Genomic DNA, 16132 nt, shown 5'->3' on the forward strand with positions numbered 1-16132 from the left:
AAGACCCTCGTGTGGGCGCCGGGGCACCGCCAAGGATGCGGTGCTACGCTCCAAACAGTAAACGGGTAAGAAGGTGGGATGGGCAGGTTGCGATTCACCGACTGGTGGGACAAGCTCTTCGCCATCGGCATCATTTTCAAAGGCCTTGACGGGGTCCTTGAACTGGTGGGAGGCGCGCTCCTGCTAGTTGTCTCGCCCGCCAAGATCAATGAGATCGCCATCTTGATTACCCAACCCGAGCTCACCGAGGATCCCGACGATTTCATTGCCAACCACATCCTGCACGGCGCCTCCGGGCTCACGGGGCATGTGGTGCTTTTTAGCGCGTTCTATCTTTTGGCGCACGGGATTGTGAAGGTGGTGCTGGTGACGGCGCTGCTGATGGACAAGCTGTGGGCCTACCCGTGGATGATCGCCGTCCTGGGTATCTTCATCCTGTATCAACTCTTTCAACTGACACAGACACCGTCTTGGGGGCTTGTGGCGTTGACGCTGTTCGACGTTTTGGTGGTGGTCCTGACCTGGCATGAGTACCGGCGGCACCGCCAGCGAGGGGCGGAACTGGCGTGAGAATCGTGGCGGGCGGAACCGCTCGGCTCAGTCCTTGTTGAGCAGTTTGGTCAGGTCCAGGCCGGCACCCGGGCCCGCAGCCACAACGCCGAAGTCCTCACGGAGCATTTCGACCAGGTTCAGACGGAAAGCGGGTGGAACTTCTACGTGCTCGCCAACAGTGACCAGGCCTTCGGCCGCCCAGCTGGCCACGTTCTTGGCCAGAACGAACAGCTCGCCGTCAGCGGTGTCCGGTGATCGCAGGGCCGCGGCAAGCACCTCCGGGGTGGGCGGGTTCTCTGATGCGCACTGGGCCATGAACGTGGCCATGGTGAAGTGCCAGTCGTCGTAGACCCCGGGCTCGGAACCGGTCAGGGTGGAGATGAAAATGAATTGGTCCAGCATCTCCCGAAACACCTCGACCGCCGGCTCCGGGTGGTCCAGGCAGTCCTGGGCGCGTGATGAGATCCGCGCGCTACCGGCCTGGAACTCGACCAGCCCGAGACCGCTCAGCAGGTGCCAGTACAGCTTCAGCCTGTCGCTGGTTTCTGCCTCGAGCTCGGCGGCGGTGGTGGAAGACAGGGCGGCCTCGCCCAGGATCCCGGCGCCGGTATGGCTGAGGGTGGCGGCCGCGTCTGCTCGGTCTTTCTTTCGCAGCAAGCCCTTGATGCTGGTGTCTTTGCCGTCGCCAATCCAGGTCAGCAGGGCCAGGGTGTTTTTCCAGAGCGGGGAAGCGGCTGCGGCTTCCATGAACAGTTCGGCGCTCAGCCCGGGAATGTAAATGGCGGGAAATTCGATGTCGGCCGGGTCGTTGAAGTCATCGATTTGCGCACCGTCCCCGGCGGGCAGCAGCGAGCCAAGCTTCAGCTCCACTGCGGGGTCCAGGCCCGGCTTGTCGGGCAGCTTGAAGACGTCCGCCAGCTCCGACAGTTCGCCGGGCGTACCCGTCCACAGGGAGGCCTGGACCAGGTAGTCAACGTAGTCCCGAACACCGCTGAGCAGGGCAAGGGTCGCCTTGGGGTTGGCGTCGGCCGACACCTCCATGACCTCACGCGCAGCGGCAGGTAGTAGGGAGAGGGCGTCCGTCCGCGGTTCCAAGATACGGTACATGTCAAAGAAGTCGTCCAGGGCCATCAAGCTGATGTCGATGGAGGCATCGTCTCGTCCCTGGGCTTCGAGCCACAGGGCGAACCCCGGGGCTATCGCCTCCATGGCCCGCTCGAGCCGGACGTCGGCCAGGGGAACGGCATGTGTGCGCGCAGCAGCGTCGGCGGCAGCCTTTGCCGGGTTGCCGAAACGAGACTTCTTGGTGCTAGCGGGCTTCTTGGCCACGAAAATCCTTTGCTGCGGCGGGAAATGTATTCCCCAAGCCTAGCCGGACGACGACGGATGGCGGCCCGCGCGCGAAAGGCGACTTCCGCCGTCGTACTAAGAGAGAAGGCGACCACATGGCGGATAACCATTGCGCGCACGACTTACAATGGCTATTATGCCCAAAACCGCGCCAGTGACCGTCTCCATCGCCCGCACCGTCCAGCCCGGATACCATCGCCAATTCGCGGCGTGGGCCCATGCCGGTCAGGAACTAGCCCGCGAATGGCCCGGCTACCTAGGCTCCGGTTGGGTCAGGACTGGACCGGATTCGGACGAATGGCACGTCATGTACCGGTTTGCCGACGTCGACGCACTGCAGGCCTGGGACGATTCCTTGGAGCGGCGCTGGTGGATCGACAGCGCCGGGGGATTGATGCAAATTACCCGGGTGGAACACCGGACGGGGATTGAGGGCTGGTTCGATCAGCCCGGCGACGTCACCATCGCCGTCCCGGAAACGGTGGTTCCGCCCCGTTGGAAGCAGGCCGTGAGTATTTTTCTGCCGTTCTTCCCGCTTAGTTTGCTGGCGAACTTTCTGCTGCACCCGGTCACCGGATCGTGGCCGTTGGTGCTGGCAGTGCTGCTGAACGTCTGCCTGCTGACGCCCATCATGACGTACCTGTTCCTGCCCCTGAGCACTCGGATGCTGCGCCCCTGGCTGCAAGCGCCCCGCAAACCCCGGCCGGGGTCTGCGGGGCGCTAGTGCCCTATGCGGTGAACGGCGTCAGAACGATCTTGCCGGATCCGTGTCCCGACATGCTTTCGGTGAAGGCGCTGGCCAGTTCCTGCATGGGGTAGGTGGCGGCCACATCCACTGCCAGCGTCCCTGCATCTACCAGTGCGCTCAGGCGATCCAGCTCACGGGCATCGGGGCGAACCCAAATGTACTGTCCGCCGTGGCCCAGCACCGTCCAGTCGGCGATCGAGGCATGCTTGCCGCCCTCTTTCAGGACTGCCAAGGTAGCTTCCAGCACGCCGCCGGCAAAGTCGGCCACGGCGTCAACGCCGTCGGGAGCCAGCGCATGGACCCGCTCCACCAAACCGTCACCGTATTCAACGGGCTCCGCACCCAATTCACGCAACCGTGCGTGGTTCTTGGCAGACCCCGTGGCGATTACACGGACACCGGCCAGGGTTGCCAGCTGAATGGCCGTGCGCCCCACGCTGCCCGAGCCGTTGTGGATCAGAAGGGTGGCGCCGGCGTTCAGTCCCAACGCGTCAAGGGTGCGCTGCGCCGTCAGGCCGGTCAGGGGGAGGCCGGCGGCCTGTTCCCAGGACAGTGACTGCGGTTTGTGGGCCACCACAGACGCCGGGAGCGCCACGAACTCGGCAAAGGTGCCGCCCTGCACGGTGTCGCGGCGACCGTAGGAGTAGACCTCGTCGCCCACCTTGAACTCGGGGGTGTCGAAGCCGACGGCGGCAACCACGCCAGCAACATCCCAGCCCGGCACCACCGGGAAGTTGACGTCCATGTAGGGGTCGAGACCGCCGGACATGACTTTCCAGTCCACGGGGTTCACGCCCGCTGCCTTGACCTGGATCAGTACAGCGCCCGGGGACACCTTGGGCATGGGCCGCTCGGTTTGCTCCAGAACTTCGGTGCCACCGTACTGGGCGTACGTCATGGCCTGCATTGTTTCACTCATGGAATGGGTCCTTTCGAGGGGGGATTTCCTTAGCCTTATGTAGTTCCAAACTCACGGTTCATTGGGAAGATTCCCGCTTTTGAAACTTTTTGTACTGGTCAGTCCATAAAGGGGTGGGGCGAGAAGGCTGAAATTTCGCGCCATCTTGCGCCCTCAGGGGCTGTTCTTCGGGCTAGCTGTAGGGTAGCAATATGAGTGAGATCACTGCGCAGCGTTTTCTTTATGGGCCCGATTCCGCGCAGTGGGCGGAGCTGTATTTGCCGACCGAACCTGCCGTAGCCGGGGTTGTGGTGGTGATCCATGGCGGGTACTGGCGCAGCGCATACGCCGCTGATCTTGGTGCCCCGCTGGCACGCGACCTCGCAGCCCACGGCGTTGCGGCTTGGAATCTGGAATACCGCCGGGTGGGCAATGGCGGAGGTTGGCCCACCACATTTTTGGATGTTGCCGCGGGAATCGATGCCCTGACGCAGGCCGCCGCCGACCACGGGCTGGACCTGGGCAAGGTGGTACTTCTGGGCCATTCCGCGGGTGGCCAGCTGGCCGTCTGGGCGGCGGGGCGGTCCCTGTTCCCAGCCGAAGCGGTAGGTGCGGATCCCGCGGTGGAGGTGAGCGGCGTCGTGAGTCAATCCGGGCTCCTGAACCTGGGGGAGGCCCAGCAGCTGGGGCTCAGTAACCACGCCGTGGATTTGCTCATGGGGCCCAACGTGGCACTGGGGGATCCCATGGCGGCGCTCCCGTTGCCCGTTCCTATCCTTGCCGTGCATGCCATGAACGACGCCGACGTCCCCGCCTCCCAGAGCGAAAGTTACGTTGCCGCTGCGGTTGAGGCTGGCGGGGATGCGCGGCTGATCCGGGTGCCCGGTGACCATTTTGACTTAATTGACGTTCGCTCGGAGTCGTATGCCAGCTGCCGGGAGCTGGTGTTGGGGCTTTTACGGCCAGCGTAGTGTGATCAGTGGTCGCCACGAAAGGACACCGCCATGCCCAAGAACACCCGCAAGATTGAATCCGGCATTGAGACCGATTTCAGCGACAAGATGAGTTACGGCGGCTACCTGGCCCTTGATACGCTGCTAAGCGCCCAACGGCCCGTCAGCCGGCCCGAACACCATGATGAAATGCTGTTCATCATCCAGCACCAGACCTCCGAACTGTGGCTGAAATTGGTGCTGCACGAGCTGCGGGCCGTGCGCGTGTACCTTGCCGAGGACAATTTGCGCGCCGCCATGAAGGGCGTGGCCCGGATCAAGCACATCCAGCGCTCGCTGACGGAGCAATGGAGCGTACTGGCGACCCTGACGCCCAGCGAGTACGCGCAGTTCCGCGGTGATCTGGGCTCATCGTCCGGGTTCCAGTCCTACCAGTACCGGGCCGTGGAGTTCCTGCTGGGCAACAAGAACGCCGGCATGCTCAAGGTGTTCGCGGGGGACCCGGCGGCCCATGAGATGCTTTCGGAGTTACTGGCCAGCTCCAGCGTGTATGACGAGTTCCTGCGCCTGATGGCACGTCGGGGCTTTGCCGTGCCCGCCGAAATCCTGGACCGCGACGTCACCAAGGCTCATGTGTTCAATGCCGAACTGGTGCAGCTGTTCAAGATTGTCTACGAAGCCCCCGATGAGAATTGGGACCTGTATGAGGCGTGTGAGGAACTTGTCGATTTGGAGGACAACTTCCAGCTGTGGCGTTTCCGGCACATGAAGACCGTCATGCGCACCATCGGCATGAAGACCGGCACCGGCGGTTCGTCCGGCGTCGGATTCCTCCAACGGGCACTGGAACTGACGTTCTTCCCGGAGCTGTTTGCTGTGCGGACCGAAATCGGGCAGTAACCCGTCCTGTTATGCGCCTGCGTCGCCGTGAACACGGCGCTGAACAGTGTTATGCGCCGCGCCCGCAGCGGGCACGGCGCATAAGAGGACAGCTAGGCGCCGGTGCGCCCACGCCAGCGGTGCGCCGCGGCGGAATCCAGGGCAGCTTCCAGCCAACGCCCCATGCCGGCGTAGGCGCGGGCGCGGATGGCTTGCGGGGAAAGGAACACGTCGTGGAATGCACCGGCAATCCGGTGCAAGGTGACATCCGAACCAAGATCCAAGGCGCGGCGGGCCACGGAATCCACATTCAGCACCACGTCGGCGGCCAAGGCGCTGGCGGACCATTTAGGTTGCAGATAACTTTTGTCCGAGAGCATCACCAGCACGGGGGCGTCGATGCCCAGTCCGCGGGCCAGGGTTGCCTGCCCCTGGAATACGGCGTTCAAGAAGGCCGGGGTCACGGGGAATCCACGGTCCGGGCGCCATTCCGAGGAGTAGTCCCACTCGCCGTCGTACCTTTTGGACACGGCGCGCGTGTAAAAACCGGGGTCAATGGGTGGCAGGGGCGCTAGCGGCTTGAACCGCGTTCGGGCCTGAACCAGCGGCGCGACCATGGCCCGGCCCATCTCCGTTGCCTGGAATTCCAGCCACGGGCTGTTAAGGACGACGGCGTCCACGGCGCCAGGGTGCCGGCCCGCCCACAGGCTCAGCGTCAGCCCGCCGGTTGAGTGGCCCAGCAAAACAAGCGGGCGCTCACCAGGCTCTTTGTTGGGGGCAGGCTGCTCGCGGCCCGTCAAGGCAGAGAAAGCAGCTTCCAGGCGTTGCCGCGCGGTAGCGAGGAAGTCGTGTTCAAATTTTGCCGCGGCCTCTTCGGAGTCCTCGTCGGGGGCTTCTGTTTCAGAAATAGCCTCCGCGGCCTTCACCTCAGGCCGCCCCATGGCCGAGAGCGCGGCGGCGATGTCGTCGTCGTACTCGGTGAGGGAGGCAACCTGGCCCGGGACCATGCCCGGGCGCAGGCTGCGACCATAGTTGTGCAAATCCAGCGCATAAAACTTTGCGCCGGCCTGGTGGAAAAACTCAGCCATTTCGCGTTGGAAGAAGTAGTCACTCCAGCCATGGACGTACAAGATGTCAGCCCCCGCCAGGGATGAAGGGTTCCACTCCAGTGCCTCACCCACGTAGCGGACCAGCGTTGCCGGGGAACCGGCAGGCAGGTCAAGGGTGAGTTGTTCGAAGTCGGGGCCGAGGACATCTTGCTGCCATGAAGTCATAGCTCGATGCTAGCCGCTAGGACCAGTAGCCGAGCGCAAACTCGGCGATGACCACCGATAGCAGGAACGAGGCGGTGATGGCAACGAGTCCCACGGGGACAATTTTCCAGCCAATGTTCTTCAATAGAGGTACATCCTTGCCCAACGACAGACCCGCCAATGTCAGCATGACTGTGGCGATGGAGAGGAAGTCGACGGCGGAGACCAGCTTGACCAGCGGCTCGGCACCAAAGAACCAGGGGCTGGAAATGTAGGCGCCGATGGTGGTGATCCAGATGATGGCGGAGATCTTCCTGGACACCTTGCCCAGGAACAGGCCCAGCAGAACCAGGCCCATGAGGACGGCGTAGCCACCAATGACGTTCCAGTGCAGGCCCTTGGCCGCTACGGATGCGGTTGCAACGCCCAGAATGGACAGCACACTCAGAGAAAGCCAGAGGGGCAGCTTGACCTCGGCAGAAGACTGGGCAACCTTTTCGCGGAAGTCGCGGTTCATTTCGTCTTCTGCGGCAGTAGCGGCACTCTCCTCTGCGGAGGGAGCAACAGAGTTTGCGGCCACGAGGGCCTCTGCAGCGGCACTCTTGCGGGTCAGCAACTTGTAGAACTTCTCCGCCAAGGGCAAGGAAACGTAGAGGCCTACATAGACGCCAAGGATGGTGGTGATCAGGTTGGAGACGGCCGCCATGCCAAGGATGGCCTGTTCGTTGCCCGGGTACGCATCGATGATGCTGGCTGCGGAGGCGGCCATCATGGAGCCTGATCCGACGCCGGAGCCCATGGCCAGGGCCAGCGGGTTGAAGATGCCCCAATTGGCCACCAGGGAGGTCAGCAAGGTGATGAAAACGGCGCCAAAGAGCGTGCCGAAAACGTACATGGCCAGAACGCCGCGGTACTGGTCGGAGTCGGGGCCGTATTTTTCCGAGACCATGGCAAAGGACGGCTCGCGGTCAAGGGAGAACGTGGCGCCCACGGTGGCCTTGCCCATGCGTAGCAGCACTGCCAGGGGCAGGGCCAAGAACACGGTGCCCAGGAGGTGTCCGATTTCCTGCAGCAACAGGGCGGGACCGGCCTTGATCAGGACAGGAAGGCTGGGGCCAATGTTGAAGGCAAGGCGGGCCACCAGCAGCATGACGGCCACACCCACTAGGGCGGAGGCAACTTTTTGCAGGTCCAGGCCCAGGGGTTTGAACTTCTGCACGGAGACCAGCAGGCCCGCGATCAGACCCCAGACCATGGGGAAAATGACAATGGATCCGATGCCAACGTTGATCTTCGCGGAGCCGATAAACTGCACGGCCAAGGCGATGATCAGGGCAAGCAGGGCAATGGGAAGAGTTTCCTTCAACCCAACTTTGGTGGGTGCTGTGCGAGTGCTCATGCTGTTTGGTCCTTTGAGAGGGCCGTGCGGTATGCGGCGGCAATGAAACGGTTGCGTTGTGCGGGGTTCGTGGCAGCGTCCGCCGTGGTCCAGGCCAGCGCGACGGCGGCCTCAAACATGACGTCGTACGCCGCGGGTGTGTCAGCCAAGGCTGCAAAGGCGTGGGAGTGGATGGGGACGTCGGCGCCGGGGATGCTCAGCCACGGATGCAGGCTGGGGATGACCTGGGAGATGTTGCCCATGTCGGTGGAGCCACCACCCAGACCGGCTGCGGGGGAGGTGTCCTTGCCGAAGACGTCCATGGCCGCGGTCCAATGCGCGGCGAGATCGTCGTCCTGCAGGAGCGGTTCGTAGAGCGGTTCGGTGGATTCGATGCTCAGCGCGGTGCCGGTGGCCAGGGCTGCGCCCTCGAAGCAGTTCCGGACGCGGACCAGCAGGGATTCGTATTCCGGCAGCGTGAAGGCGCGGCATTCAAACTCGACCACGGCCTTTTCGGGGATGATGTTGGTGACGTGGCCGGCCTCGGCCACGTACATGGCGATCCGGTGATCGCCCGGAATTTGCTGGCGCAGCAGGCCCACAGCCACCTGGCTCAGGACGGCGGCGTCGGCAGCGTTGACGCCCAAGTGCGGGGCGGCGGCGGCGTGCGCTGCCTTGCCCGTGAACGTGGCGCGGTACCGGCCCACAGCCTGCGCGCTGGTACCGGCCGGGTTATAGGTGATGCCGTCCTGGACCGGGTGGACCATCAGGGAGAGCCCGACGCCGTCGAACGCGCCATCGGCGAGCATCAGGGCCTTGCCGCCGCCGTGCTCCTCGGCCGGGGTGCCAATGGCCTTGAGCGTGATGCCCAGACTGTCCGCGAGCGGTGCCAGTGCCAGGGCCGCAGCAACCGACGCTCCGGCGATCAGATTGTGCCCGCAGGCGTGGCCAATTCCAGGCAGGGCATCGTATTCGATGCACAGTGCAACTGTGAGCTCGCCGCTGCCCACCGTGGCGGTGAACGCCGTCGGCAGTCCCGAAGTGCCCAGCTCAACCTCAAAGCCGCCCTCCCGCAGGATTGCTGCGATGGCGGTTGAGGCGCGGACTTCCTCGAAGGAGAGTTCCGGGTTGGAGTGAATGTCGCGGGCCAGTGTGTGGACCTTTTCACGCCACTGCTCGACGCCGGTGGCCAGCGCGGCATGGACGCCGGTGGACGCGGCGGTGATGTCGTTCAAATTCATGGTGGTGTTTCCTTGGGTGGGATGGTGAGAGTGTGCGTGGGCGCTAGTCCAGGTGGACGCCGAGTTCTTTCCAGAGTTGCTGGGATCGGCGAATCGTTTCCCGGCTGCGTTCCGGGTGGGCTGCCTGCATGCCGGCCAGCAAACCGTAGACGACCGACGTCGTGGCGGTGACGGATTGGAAGAACGCGATGCCCTCGGAGGGGACCACCAGCAAATGCTCGGCAATGGTGGCCAACCGGCCGCGGCGCATATCGCTGATGGCGATGATGGTGGCCCCTGCCCGGTGTGCTGCCTCGGCTGCGACGATCATTTGGCCGATGGAGCGCCAAATGTTGATGACCACCATGACGTCGCCGGGCCCCAGCGTGTTGGTGCTGGTGACCAGGTGCACGCCGGCCCGTGATTCCAGCGAGATGGGGTAGCCCATGGTGGAGCCCAGGTGGGCCATGACGCTGGCCGGGGCGGCATAGGAGCCGTGGCCGACTACCAGGATGGACTTGGCTGCGGCCAGTGTGGCGATGGTGGCTTCCACGTCTTCCGCTGAGTTCGCATCCAGGGTCAGGCGCAGGTTCTCAATGTCGCGGGTTAGTGCGGCGGTCAGCGGGGTGCTGTGTTCGCCGTGCTGGACCAGGGTGTCCTCGGTGGAAATCTTCACCAGGTAGCGTGAACGTAATTCCCGTTGCAGATCCGGCCAGCCGTGGAACCCCAGCGTCTGGGCTGTGCGGACCACCGTTGAATTGTTGACCTCGGCGTGGGCGGCGATCTCAGCAATTTCTGCATAGGAGGCCAGCTGGGGGTTGCGGATGATGACGTCGGCTACCCGGTTTTGGGCCCTGGGTAGCGCCGTATCCCCGAGAATGTCATCCAACCAGTCAAGCCCTGGCCCTGTGGGATCTAGGCGCGGGTGGGTCGCCGGGGCCTCCTCGGGAGTGCTCGAGGACACAGTTGGGGAGTCTGGTGTTAGGTGGGTCACTCTGCAAGTATGGTTGCAAATTCCTGGTATTGCAATTTCAATTGCAAATTTTGCTGGGAAGCCTACGCCAGGAAAGCATATGCCTATGCTGGAGGTGGCGGCACAGGCGGTCCGTTCCAGAACCGTTGGTTGCCACCCTTGGTATGCAAAGGATGATGACTGTGACGAATTGGCAGGAAAACCTTCAAGCGTGGGGCGCGGCATGGGCGACGATCCGGGAATCGGACCTCGGTGTTGCTGAACAAATCCTGGGCTGGCCGGCCGCAACCGGTGAATTTTCCGCGCCGGTGATTCATCTGGTCACCGCGGACGCTGCAGACGCCACAGGTGCTGCGGGCGTAGCGGGGGCCCGGGAATTTGCGGCCACCTCGGGGTGGGCCGAGACCGGGGCCGCCGTCTTGCTAACAGCCGTCACCGAGGAACTTGATCTAGTTCCGCAGCTGCCGCCAAACACAAACCTTGCCGAGGTGCCGCTGGAACATTACGACGCCGTCGAGGTTGCCTTGTTTGACCGGCCGGTCGCCGGCGGACGGGTCAAGGTCGGAGACGGGTTCGCGGTCCTGGGCGGGCTGCACATTGATGGCCAGGAGCCCGCCATGGAGGTGGCGCTGGAGGCTGTCATGCTTGCCTCACTTGGCGAGGAAGCCTTCTTGCACGGTGCCGAAACCCTCTACCTGGTGGCCGACCCCGCCCAGGCCTCCCGTGTGGCGCCCCTTGGCTCGACCCAGGTGGCGCAGATACTTAGCTTCAGGCGGTAGACCCTGACACGGTGTGAGGCGGTAGACCTGAGGATGTCATGTTTTACATAGGAGATTTCGCCAGGGCCGGCAGGGTGTCGGTTCGTATGTTGCACCACTATGACGCCATCGGGCTATTGCGTCCGGCGCGCGTTGATTCCACCGGTTACCGCCTGTATGAGGCCGCTCAACTGGCCCGGCTCAACCGGATTGTTGCGCTGAAAAGTCTTGGGTTCACGCTTGAAACCGTGTCCCGGATCCTCGATGAGAGTCTCAGCGCACAGGAATTGCGCGGCATGTTGCGGTTGCGCCGGGGCGAGCTGGAGGAACAGCTGGCCGCGGATTCTGCCCGTTTGGCGTCGGTTGAGGCGAGGCTCCGCGTCATTGAAAGTGAGGGCGTCATGCCTGAATATGAAGTCACCATCAAGTCCCTGCCCGCCGTCCGTCTGGCTGTGCTCTCCGCGGAGGCCAACAGTTTTGAGCCGCTGTCCATCACCCCCGTCATTGGGCCGCTGTACCAGCAGTTGTATGCTGCTTTGGCTGCGGCAGGGGTGACGCCCACTGGCCCGGGCGTCGCCTACTATGACGCGCTCGACGGCGGCCGGGTAAGGGTGAACGCCGGCGCCCAAGTTCCGGCGTCGCTGCGCGAGGGAGCCTTTGAGCTCGTTGAACTGCCCGCCGTAGCGCAGGCAGCCACCCTGATCCATCGCGGCCCCATGGATGATGTGATGCCCTCGGTGCAGGCCCTGGCGCGCTGGATTGATGGCAACGGGTACGCGTCCACGGGATTGAACCGGGAGTACTACCTGGACTATGGCATGGGTGACGATCCGCAAAAGTGGGTCACCGAACTTCAGGAACCGGTAGTCCGCCGGGACTAGGGCTGAGGCTCGAGCATGAGTCTCTTGTTCTCGGCAAAAGCCGCAGTGGTCTGCTCGTCGAAGGCCGTGCAAATCCGTCCCACCAATGCCTCGACGGCGGCTGCGATGCGGGGTGTTTCGGCCGGTTGACCGGCATGGATCCGGCCGTCTGGCCCCACCACCACATACCCCCATTCGTAGAGGGCATCGCAGCCAAGGGCGCAGGTCAACATGGCATTGCCCTCGAAGTCCATGCGCTCGTCATCGTTTGACGCCGTACGGGGTTTGATGTGACCGGCAATCAGCAGTCGTGCCGGATACTGTTCACCGCAAATCGAGCACGGGGCAGTCAGGCGGCCACGCAACAAGTTTTTGCGCAGATAGGCCTGCTCCAAACGGATGGTGGTCAGCGTCTTCTTGTCCGGCTCGTCGGTGCCCCACGCGCTTCCCGGCAGCCCGCGCAGGCTTGTTGCCGAGGATTGCGGGGCGGTAACGCCGGCCTCTGCCAGAAGTTCCTGCCCTTCCTCCGCGGAGAGTGCCGAAACATAGCGCTGTTGCGGCTTGCCGGCGGCGTTGAACGGTCCAGGCTCACCCACCGCGGTGATGTCTGCGGCGCGTTCGCGGTGCAGTTGCAGGTTCTGGGCGAGCGGGTGGGTGCGGACCAGCCAGCCTTCATCGGATTCGCCCACCTGCTTTTCAAAGCCGGGAGGGCGCGGGCTGGGCTGCCATTTCTCCAGGACCACGCTGACGGCCCGAACGTACGGGCCAAAGTAGTTGAAAACGACGTCGCCCTTGCGCATGTCCTTGAGCAGTTCACGGTCTGAGGCCGATTCGCCGTCGGGGCCCGGGCAACTCCACAGTGTTCCGTCGTTGATGGCTGACTCGTAGTTGCGGCCGTGGCTGACCCACCAATAGTTCATCTGCGTAACTCCTAGCGTCACTTGCGTTGGCTTGAGGCGTTGTTTCAGCCTAGCCCTTTCAATCCCCGTATGGGAGGAAAGCTACGGACATGGCAGAATTGGGGATGGTCCGGGTGCAGACGGGCCCAGTGATAATACAGCCGGCCAGCAATTCCTCTCTGGGAGGTGCTGGCATGAGCGAACCACTTAAACAAAAGAAAATTGAGACTTCACTATGTCCTCGCTGCAAAGCAACGCTTCGCCAACCCCTCTTACTGACACCGCCGCCAAGACCGGCGCAAGCGCTACGTTTGCCGCCGTCGGAAGCCCCTATTTTGGGATCCTGCTGGCATGCATGGCAGTCATCGTGATCCTGTCCAACATCGGCGCCTCCAAGGGCGTGCAATTTGGCCCGATCGTGACCGACGGCGGGTTCTTCCTGTTCCCGTTCGCCTACATTTTGGGCGATGTGATCAGCGAAATTTATGGGTTCAAGGTCAACCGCAAAGCCATCCTGACAACTTTTTCGCTGTCCATTTTCGCCTCGCTTTGCTACTGGGTGATCATCGCCCTGCCCGGGTTCACCGACGATTACGGCATCTCCAAGCAGCACGCCCTTGAGGACGCTTTGGGGCCCGTTCCGCAGATCGTGCTGGCCAGCCTGCTGGCGTTTTTGGCCGGCCAAACCGTGAATTCCGCGATCATGGTCCGGCTCAAGGCACGGCACGGCGAGCGGAAGCTGTGGGTTCGACTCATGGGATCCAGCGGTGCCGGCGAGTTCCTGGACACCCTGATCTTCTGCGCCGTCGCGGCCCCCGTGATCGGAATTGTGGGCTTTGGCATGTTCGCCAACTACGTCCTGGTGGGCTTTGTTTACAAGGTGGGCGTGCAGTACGCGCTCATTCCCGTGACCACGGCCGTCATCGGCTGGTTCAAGCGCCGCGAACCGTCCTACGTGGTGGTTGAGGCGGCCTAGCAACAGGGGATGAACGACGGCGGCACCCGGGCGATTTGAACAGCTCGCCCGGGTGCCGCCGTCGTCCGTTAAGGTCTGGGGACAGGCCGGCGCCGAGGTAGACGGAAACCCGCTGAGGTAGACGGAAAGGAATCGACGCTTCGCAGCGGACCGTCTACCTCGACGAAAGGGCCAGTGAGAGGCCTACTTTTTCGGGTAGTAGCGGCGCAGCGTTTCGGCCTTGAACGCGAAGAAAGTGCCGTCCTCGATGGCCAGGCGGGCGTCGTCGACCATTTTCACCACGAAGCGTTCGTTGTGGATGGAGATCAGCGTGGCGGAGACCATCTCCTTGGCCTTGTACAGGTGGTGGATGTAGGCGCGCGTGTAGTTTTCGCAGGTGTAGCAGTCGCATTCCTCGGACAGCGGCGTGAAGTCCCGCTTGTACTTGGCGCCGGAGAGGTTGAAGCGGCCATCCGGGGTGTAGAACGCCGAAGTGCGGGCCACCCGGGTGGGGGAGACGCAGTCGAAGGTGTCGGCGCCGTTTTCAATGGCCGTAAAAATGTCATCGGGTTCGGAGATGCCCAGCAGGTGGCGCGGCTTGTCCTCGGGCAATTCCTCGGAGCACCAGCGCACAATGGTGCCAAGGTTTTCCTTCTCCAGCGCCCCGCCGATGCCGTAGCCGTCAAAGTTCATCCCGCCCAGGTCGTGGGAGGCCTTGCGGCGCAGGTCCTCGTACTGGGCGCCCTGAATCACGCCGAAGAGGGCCTGGTACGGCTTGCCCACGCGGTCCTCGGTGAGGCGGAAGTGCTCGGCGATGCAGCGTAGCGCCCACAGCCGGGTGCGCTCCAGCGACATTTCCTGGTAGCCGCGCGAGTTCAGCAAGGTGGTCAGCTCGTCGAAGGCGAACATGACGTCGGCGCCGATCTGGTGCTGGACCTGCATGGAAACCTCGGGGGTGAAGCGGTGCATGTCCCCGTTCAGGTGCGACTTGAACCAGACGCCGTCGTCGTCGATGTGAGCCAGGCGCTCTTTGCCCACAGCCACGGAATCGTCGGCGCCAGCGTGGGGGGAGGACGCCACGGCGTCCATGTTGATGACCTTCTTGAAACCGGAGCCCAGGCTCATGACCTGGAATCCGCCGCTGTCGGTGAAGGTAGGGCCCTGCCAATTCATGAATTTGCCCAGCCCGCCGGCTTCGTCCAGGATGTCAGCGCCCGGCTGCAGGTACAGGTGATAGGCGTTGGAAAGCAGCGCCTGTGCGCCCAGTTCGCCCATGGATTCGGGAAGCACCGACTTCACCGTCGCCTTGGTACCCACGGCGATGAATGCGGGCGTCTTAATGGTGCCGTGAGGGGTGGTGATGACACCGGTGCGGCCCTGGAACTTGCCGCCGTTGGCCTGAACCAACTCCGCCGTGGGTTCGCACGTCTCCGTCAGTCGCGCCGTAACCTGAAAGCCAAATTCGCTTTGCGACGCCGGTGCTCCGGGATTTGCGGGCGGGGTCGTGGAGGGCGCGGGGGCAAGGAGGCTGGTGCTGTTTTCAGGGGAGGGCATTAGTCCATTTTGCCAGTCTTTCCCGGCGATCGGGTTCGAAGGTGTCCAACGCAACCCAACGCCAGCCCGCTTTTTGGCTACGACTCGGGGTAGTGAGTCTCCATGAACCCATCCCACTGCGATCCGATAGCTTCCAAGGCGGCGGCGCCAAGACCATAGGTGGACGCGACCACCTGGGCTCCGGGGTGTTCGCGGAGGCCTTCGACGGGCGCCTGCTGGGCCAGTATCAGCAGGCCGTCGCCGTGTTCGGCGTAGTCGGAGACAGTGAGTCCCACCTGAACGTCCGTACGGTACCAGACCTTCCCTTTGAGCGTGGCGCCAGTATTGAGCGTGATTTCGTAGGGTTCGCCCGGTTCCGGGAGCCAGCCGGTGTCGATGCCCAGGGCGTCCCACAGGTTGGTGTGTGCGGAGCTTGTGCCGTCCACGAAGACCGTCCGCCGCGTTGTGTGCGGGTGGCACTCCAGGGCGAACTTCAGCTGCTGCACAAACATGGTCCACCCCTGGGTGATGTCCTCGTCGTACTTGGCGAACTCGCCGGTCGCAACCCCGCGGGTCAGGGTCACCAAGGTGCCCTCCGGGCGCGGTTCCAGGGCGAAGACATCTCCCATTTCAAGTTCTAGCCGAAGATGATCCGGACTTTCGATGACATCGCTGAAATAGATCTGCCGGACTTCATCATCGAGCCCCTCCATCTCCCACCCGTGCCATTGGGCTACCAGGGCAGGTTCGCGCAGCATATGCCAAACCTGTTCGGCGTCGGCGTTGATGAGCACTGAGAGCTGGGTGGTGTCCATGAACCGTAATCTACGCCAGATCGCTGCCACGGGCCAGCATCGACGGTTCCGGCCCCCTGCCAAGAGCACGACGGCGGGAGGCGACCCTTCCGCTCAGCCCGTCCACGC

General features: G+C 63.3%; 16 protein-coding genes. 7 read left to right on the top strand and 9 right to left on the bottom strand.

Features of this window, described 5'->3' with window-relative positions; genetic code table 11:
• The first annotated feature begins 78 nt into the window (after positions 1-78).
• Positions 79-570: a DUF2127 domain-containing protein gene (locus CXQ94_RS05315; RefSeq protein WP_104087154.1), complete on the top strand. Its 492-nt coding sequence runs from the start codon at positions 79-81 to the stop codon at positions 568-570.
• A gap of 27 nt (positions 571-597) precedes the next feature.
• Here CXQ94_RS05315 and CXQ94_RS05320 read toward each other — a convergent pair whose 3' ends face one another.
• Positions 598-1881 carry a hypothetical protein gene (locus CXQ94_RS05320; protein WP_104087155.1) on the bottom strand — a complete coding sequence of 428 codons (1284 nt, stop codon included), beginning with the start codon at positions 1879-1881 and terminating at the stop codon, positions 598-600.
• A 157-nt stretch (positions 1882-2038) separates the two neighbouring features.
• Here CXQ94_RS05320 and CXQ94_RS05325 point away from each other — a divergent pair, with 157 nt between their 5' ends.
• Positions 2039-2626, top strand: a complete 588-nt coding sequence (locus CXQ94_RS05325; protein WP_104087156.1) for an antibiotic biosynthesis monooxygenase — start codon at positions 2039-2041, stop codon at positions 2624-2626.
• A gap of 4 nt (positions 2627-2630) precedes the next feature.
• On the opposite strand, the gene CXQ94_RS05330 is transcribed toward CXQ94_RS05325, so the two are convergent.
• A complete protein-coding gene (locus CXQ94_RS05330) occupies positions 2631-3557 on the bottom strand; it encodes an NADP-dependent oxidoreductase (protein ID WP_181034098.1) in 927 nt (308 codons plus the stop codon).
• Positions 3558-3769: 212 nt separating this feature from the next.
• Here CXQ94_RS05330 and CXQ94_RS05335 point away from each other — a divergent pair, with 212 nt between their 5' ends.
• Together CXQ94_RS05335 and kynA are read left to right on the top strand one after the other, a co-directional pair.
• Positions 3770-4519 (top strand): alpha/beta hydrolase, encoded by a 750-nt coding sequence (locus CXQ94_RS05335; protein ID WP_104087352.1) that lies wholly within the window; start codon positions 3770-3772, stop codon positions 4517-4519.
• 33 nt (positions 4520-4552) lie between these two features.
• The gene (gene kynA / locus CXQ94_RS05340) at positions 4553-5401 is read left to right on the top strand and encodes a tryptophan 2,3-dioxygenase (RefSeq protein ID WP_104087158.1); all 849 of its coding nucleotides are present in this window, start codon (positions 4553-4555) and stop codon (positions 5399-5401) included.
• Between the two features lie 92 nt (positions 5402-5493).
• Here kynA and CXQ94_RS05345 read toward each other — a convergent pair whose 3' ends face one another.
• From CXQ94_RS05345 to CXQ94_RS05360, 4 genes are read right to left on the bottom strand one after another with little or no spacing between them, the layout of a single operon-like run.
• Positions 5494-6654, bottom strand: coding sequence for an alpha/beta hydrolase (locus tag CXQ94_RS05345; protein ID WP_104087159.1), 1161 nt, complete (start codon positions 6652-6654; stop codon positions 5494-5496).
• A 16-nt stretch (positions 6655-6670) separates the two neighbouring features.
• Positions 6671-8032 (bottom strand): DUF3100 domain-containing protein, encoded by a 1362-nt coding sequence (locus CXQ94_RS05350; protein ID WP_104087160.1) that lies wholly within the window; start codon positions 8030-8032, stop codon positions 6671-6673.
• Complete coding sequence (locus tag CXQ94_RS05355; RefSeq protein ID WP_104087161.1) at positions 8029-9252, bottom strand: amidohydrolase; 1224 nt, start codon at positions 9250-9252, stop codon at positions 8029-8031. Before CXQ94_RS05355 ends, CXQ94_RS05350 begins: the two co-directional genes overlap by 4 nt.
• 43 nt (positions 9253-9295) lie before the next feature.
• Positions 9296-10225, bottom strand: coding sequence for a MurR/RpiR family transcriptional regulator (locus tag CXQ94_RS05360; protein WP_258066746.1), 930 nt, complete (start codon positions 10223-10225; stop codon positions 9296-9298).
• A 161-nt stretch (positions 10226-10386) separates the two neighbouring features.
• On the opposite strand from CXQ94_RS05360, the gene CXQ94_RS05365 reads away from it, so the two are divergent.
• The gene (locus CXQ94_RS05365; RefSeq protein WP_146070235.1) at positions 10387-10983 is read left to right on the top strand and encodes a hypothetical protein; all 597 of its coding nucleotides are present in this window, start codon (positions 10387-10389) and stop codon (positions 10981-10983) included.
• A gap of 38 nt (positions 10984-11021) precedes the next feature.
• Positions 11022-11843: a MerR family transcriptional regulator gene (locus tag CXQ94_RS05370; RefSeq protein WP_104087164.1), complete on the top strand. Its 822-nt coding sequence runs from the start codon at positions 11022-11024 to the stop codon at positions 11841-11843.
• Here the strand turns inward: CXQ94_RS05370 and CXQ94_RS05375 are convergent.
• Positions 11840-12742 carry a hypothetical protein gene (locus CXQ94_RS05375; protein ID WP_104087165.1) on the bottom strand — a complete coding sequence of 301 codons (903 nt, stop codon included), beginning with the start codon at positions 12740-12742 and terminating at the stop codon, positions 11840-11842. The two genes, CXQ94_RS05370 and CXQ94_RS05375, sit on opposite strands and share 4 nt — an antisense overlap.
• Positions 12743-12956: 214 nt before the next feature.
• On the opposite strand from CXQ94_RS05375, the gene CXQ94_RS05380 reads away from it, so the two are divergent.
• Positions 12957-13697: a queuosine precursor transporter gene (locus tag CXQ94_RS05380; protein WP_104087166.1), complete on the top strand. Its 741-nt coding sequence runs from the start codon at positions 12957-12959 to the stop codon at positions 13695-13697.
• A 183-nt stretch (positions 13698-13880) separates the two neighbouring features.
• Here CXQ94_RS05380 and tgt read toward each other — a convergent pair whose 3' ends face one another.
• Both tgt and CXQ94_RS05390 read right to left on the bottom strand, forming a co-directional pair.
• Positions 13881-15230 carry a tRNA guanosine(34) transglycosylase Tgt gene (tgt, locus tag CXQ94_RS05385; RefSeq protein WP_104087167.1) on the bottom strand — a complete coding sequence of 450 codons (1350 nt, stop codon included), beginning with the start codon at positions 15228-15230 and terminating at the stop codon, positions 13881-13883.
• A 77-nt stretch (positions 15231-15307) separates the two neighbouring features.
• Positions 15308-16024 (bottom strand): SRPBCC domain-containing protein, encoded by a 717-nt coding sequence (locus tag CXQ94_RS05390; RefSeq protein WP_104087168.1) that lies wholly within the window; start codon positions 16022-16024, stop codon positions 15308-15310.
• Positions 16025-16132: the final 108 nt, after the last annotated feature.

It is taken from the genome of Arthrobacter sp. GMC3 (assembly GCF_002929305.1).
GTDB lineage: Bacteria > Actinomycetota > Actinomycetes > Actinomycetales > Micrococcaceae > Specibacter.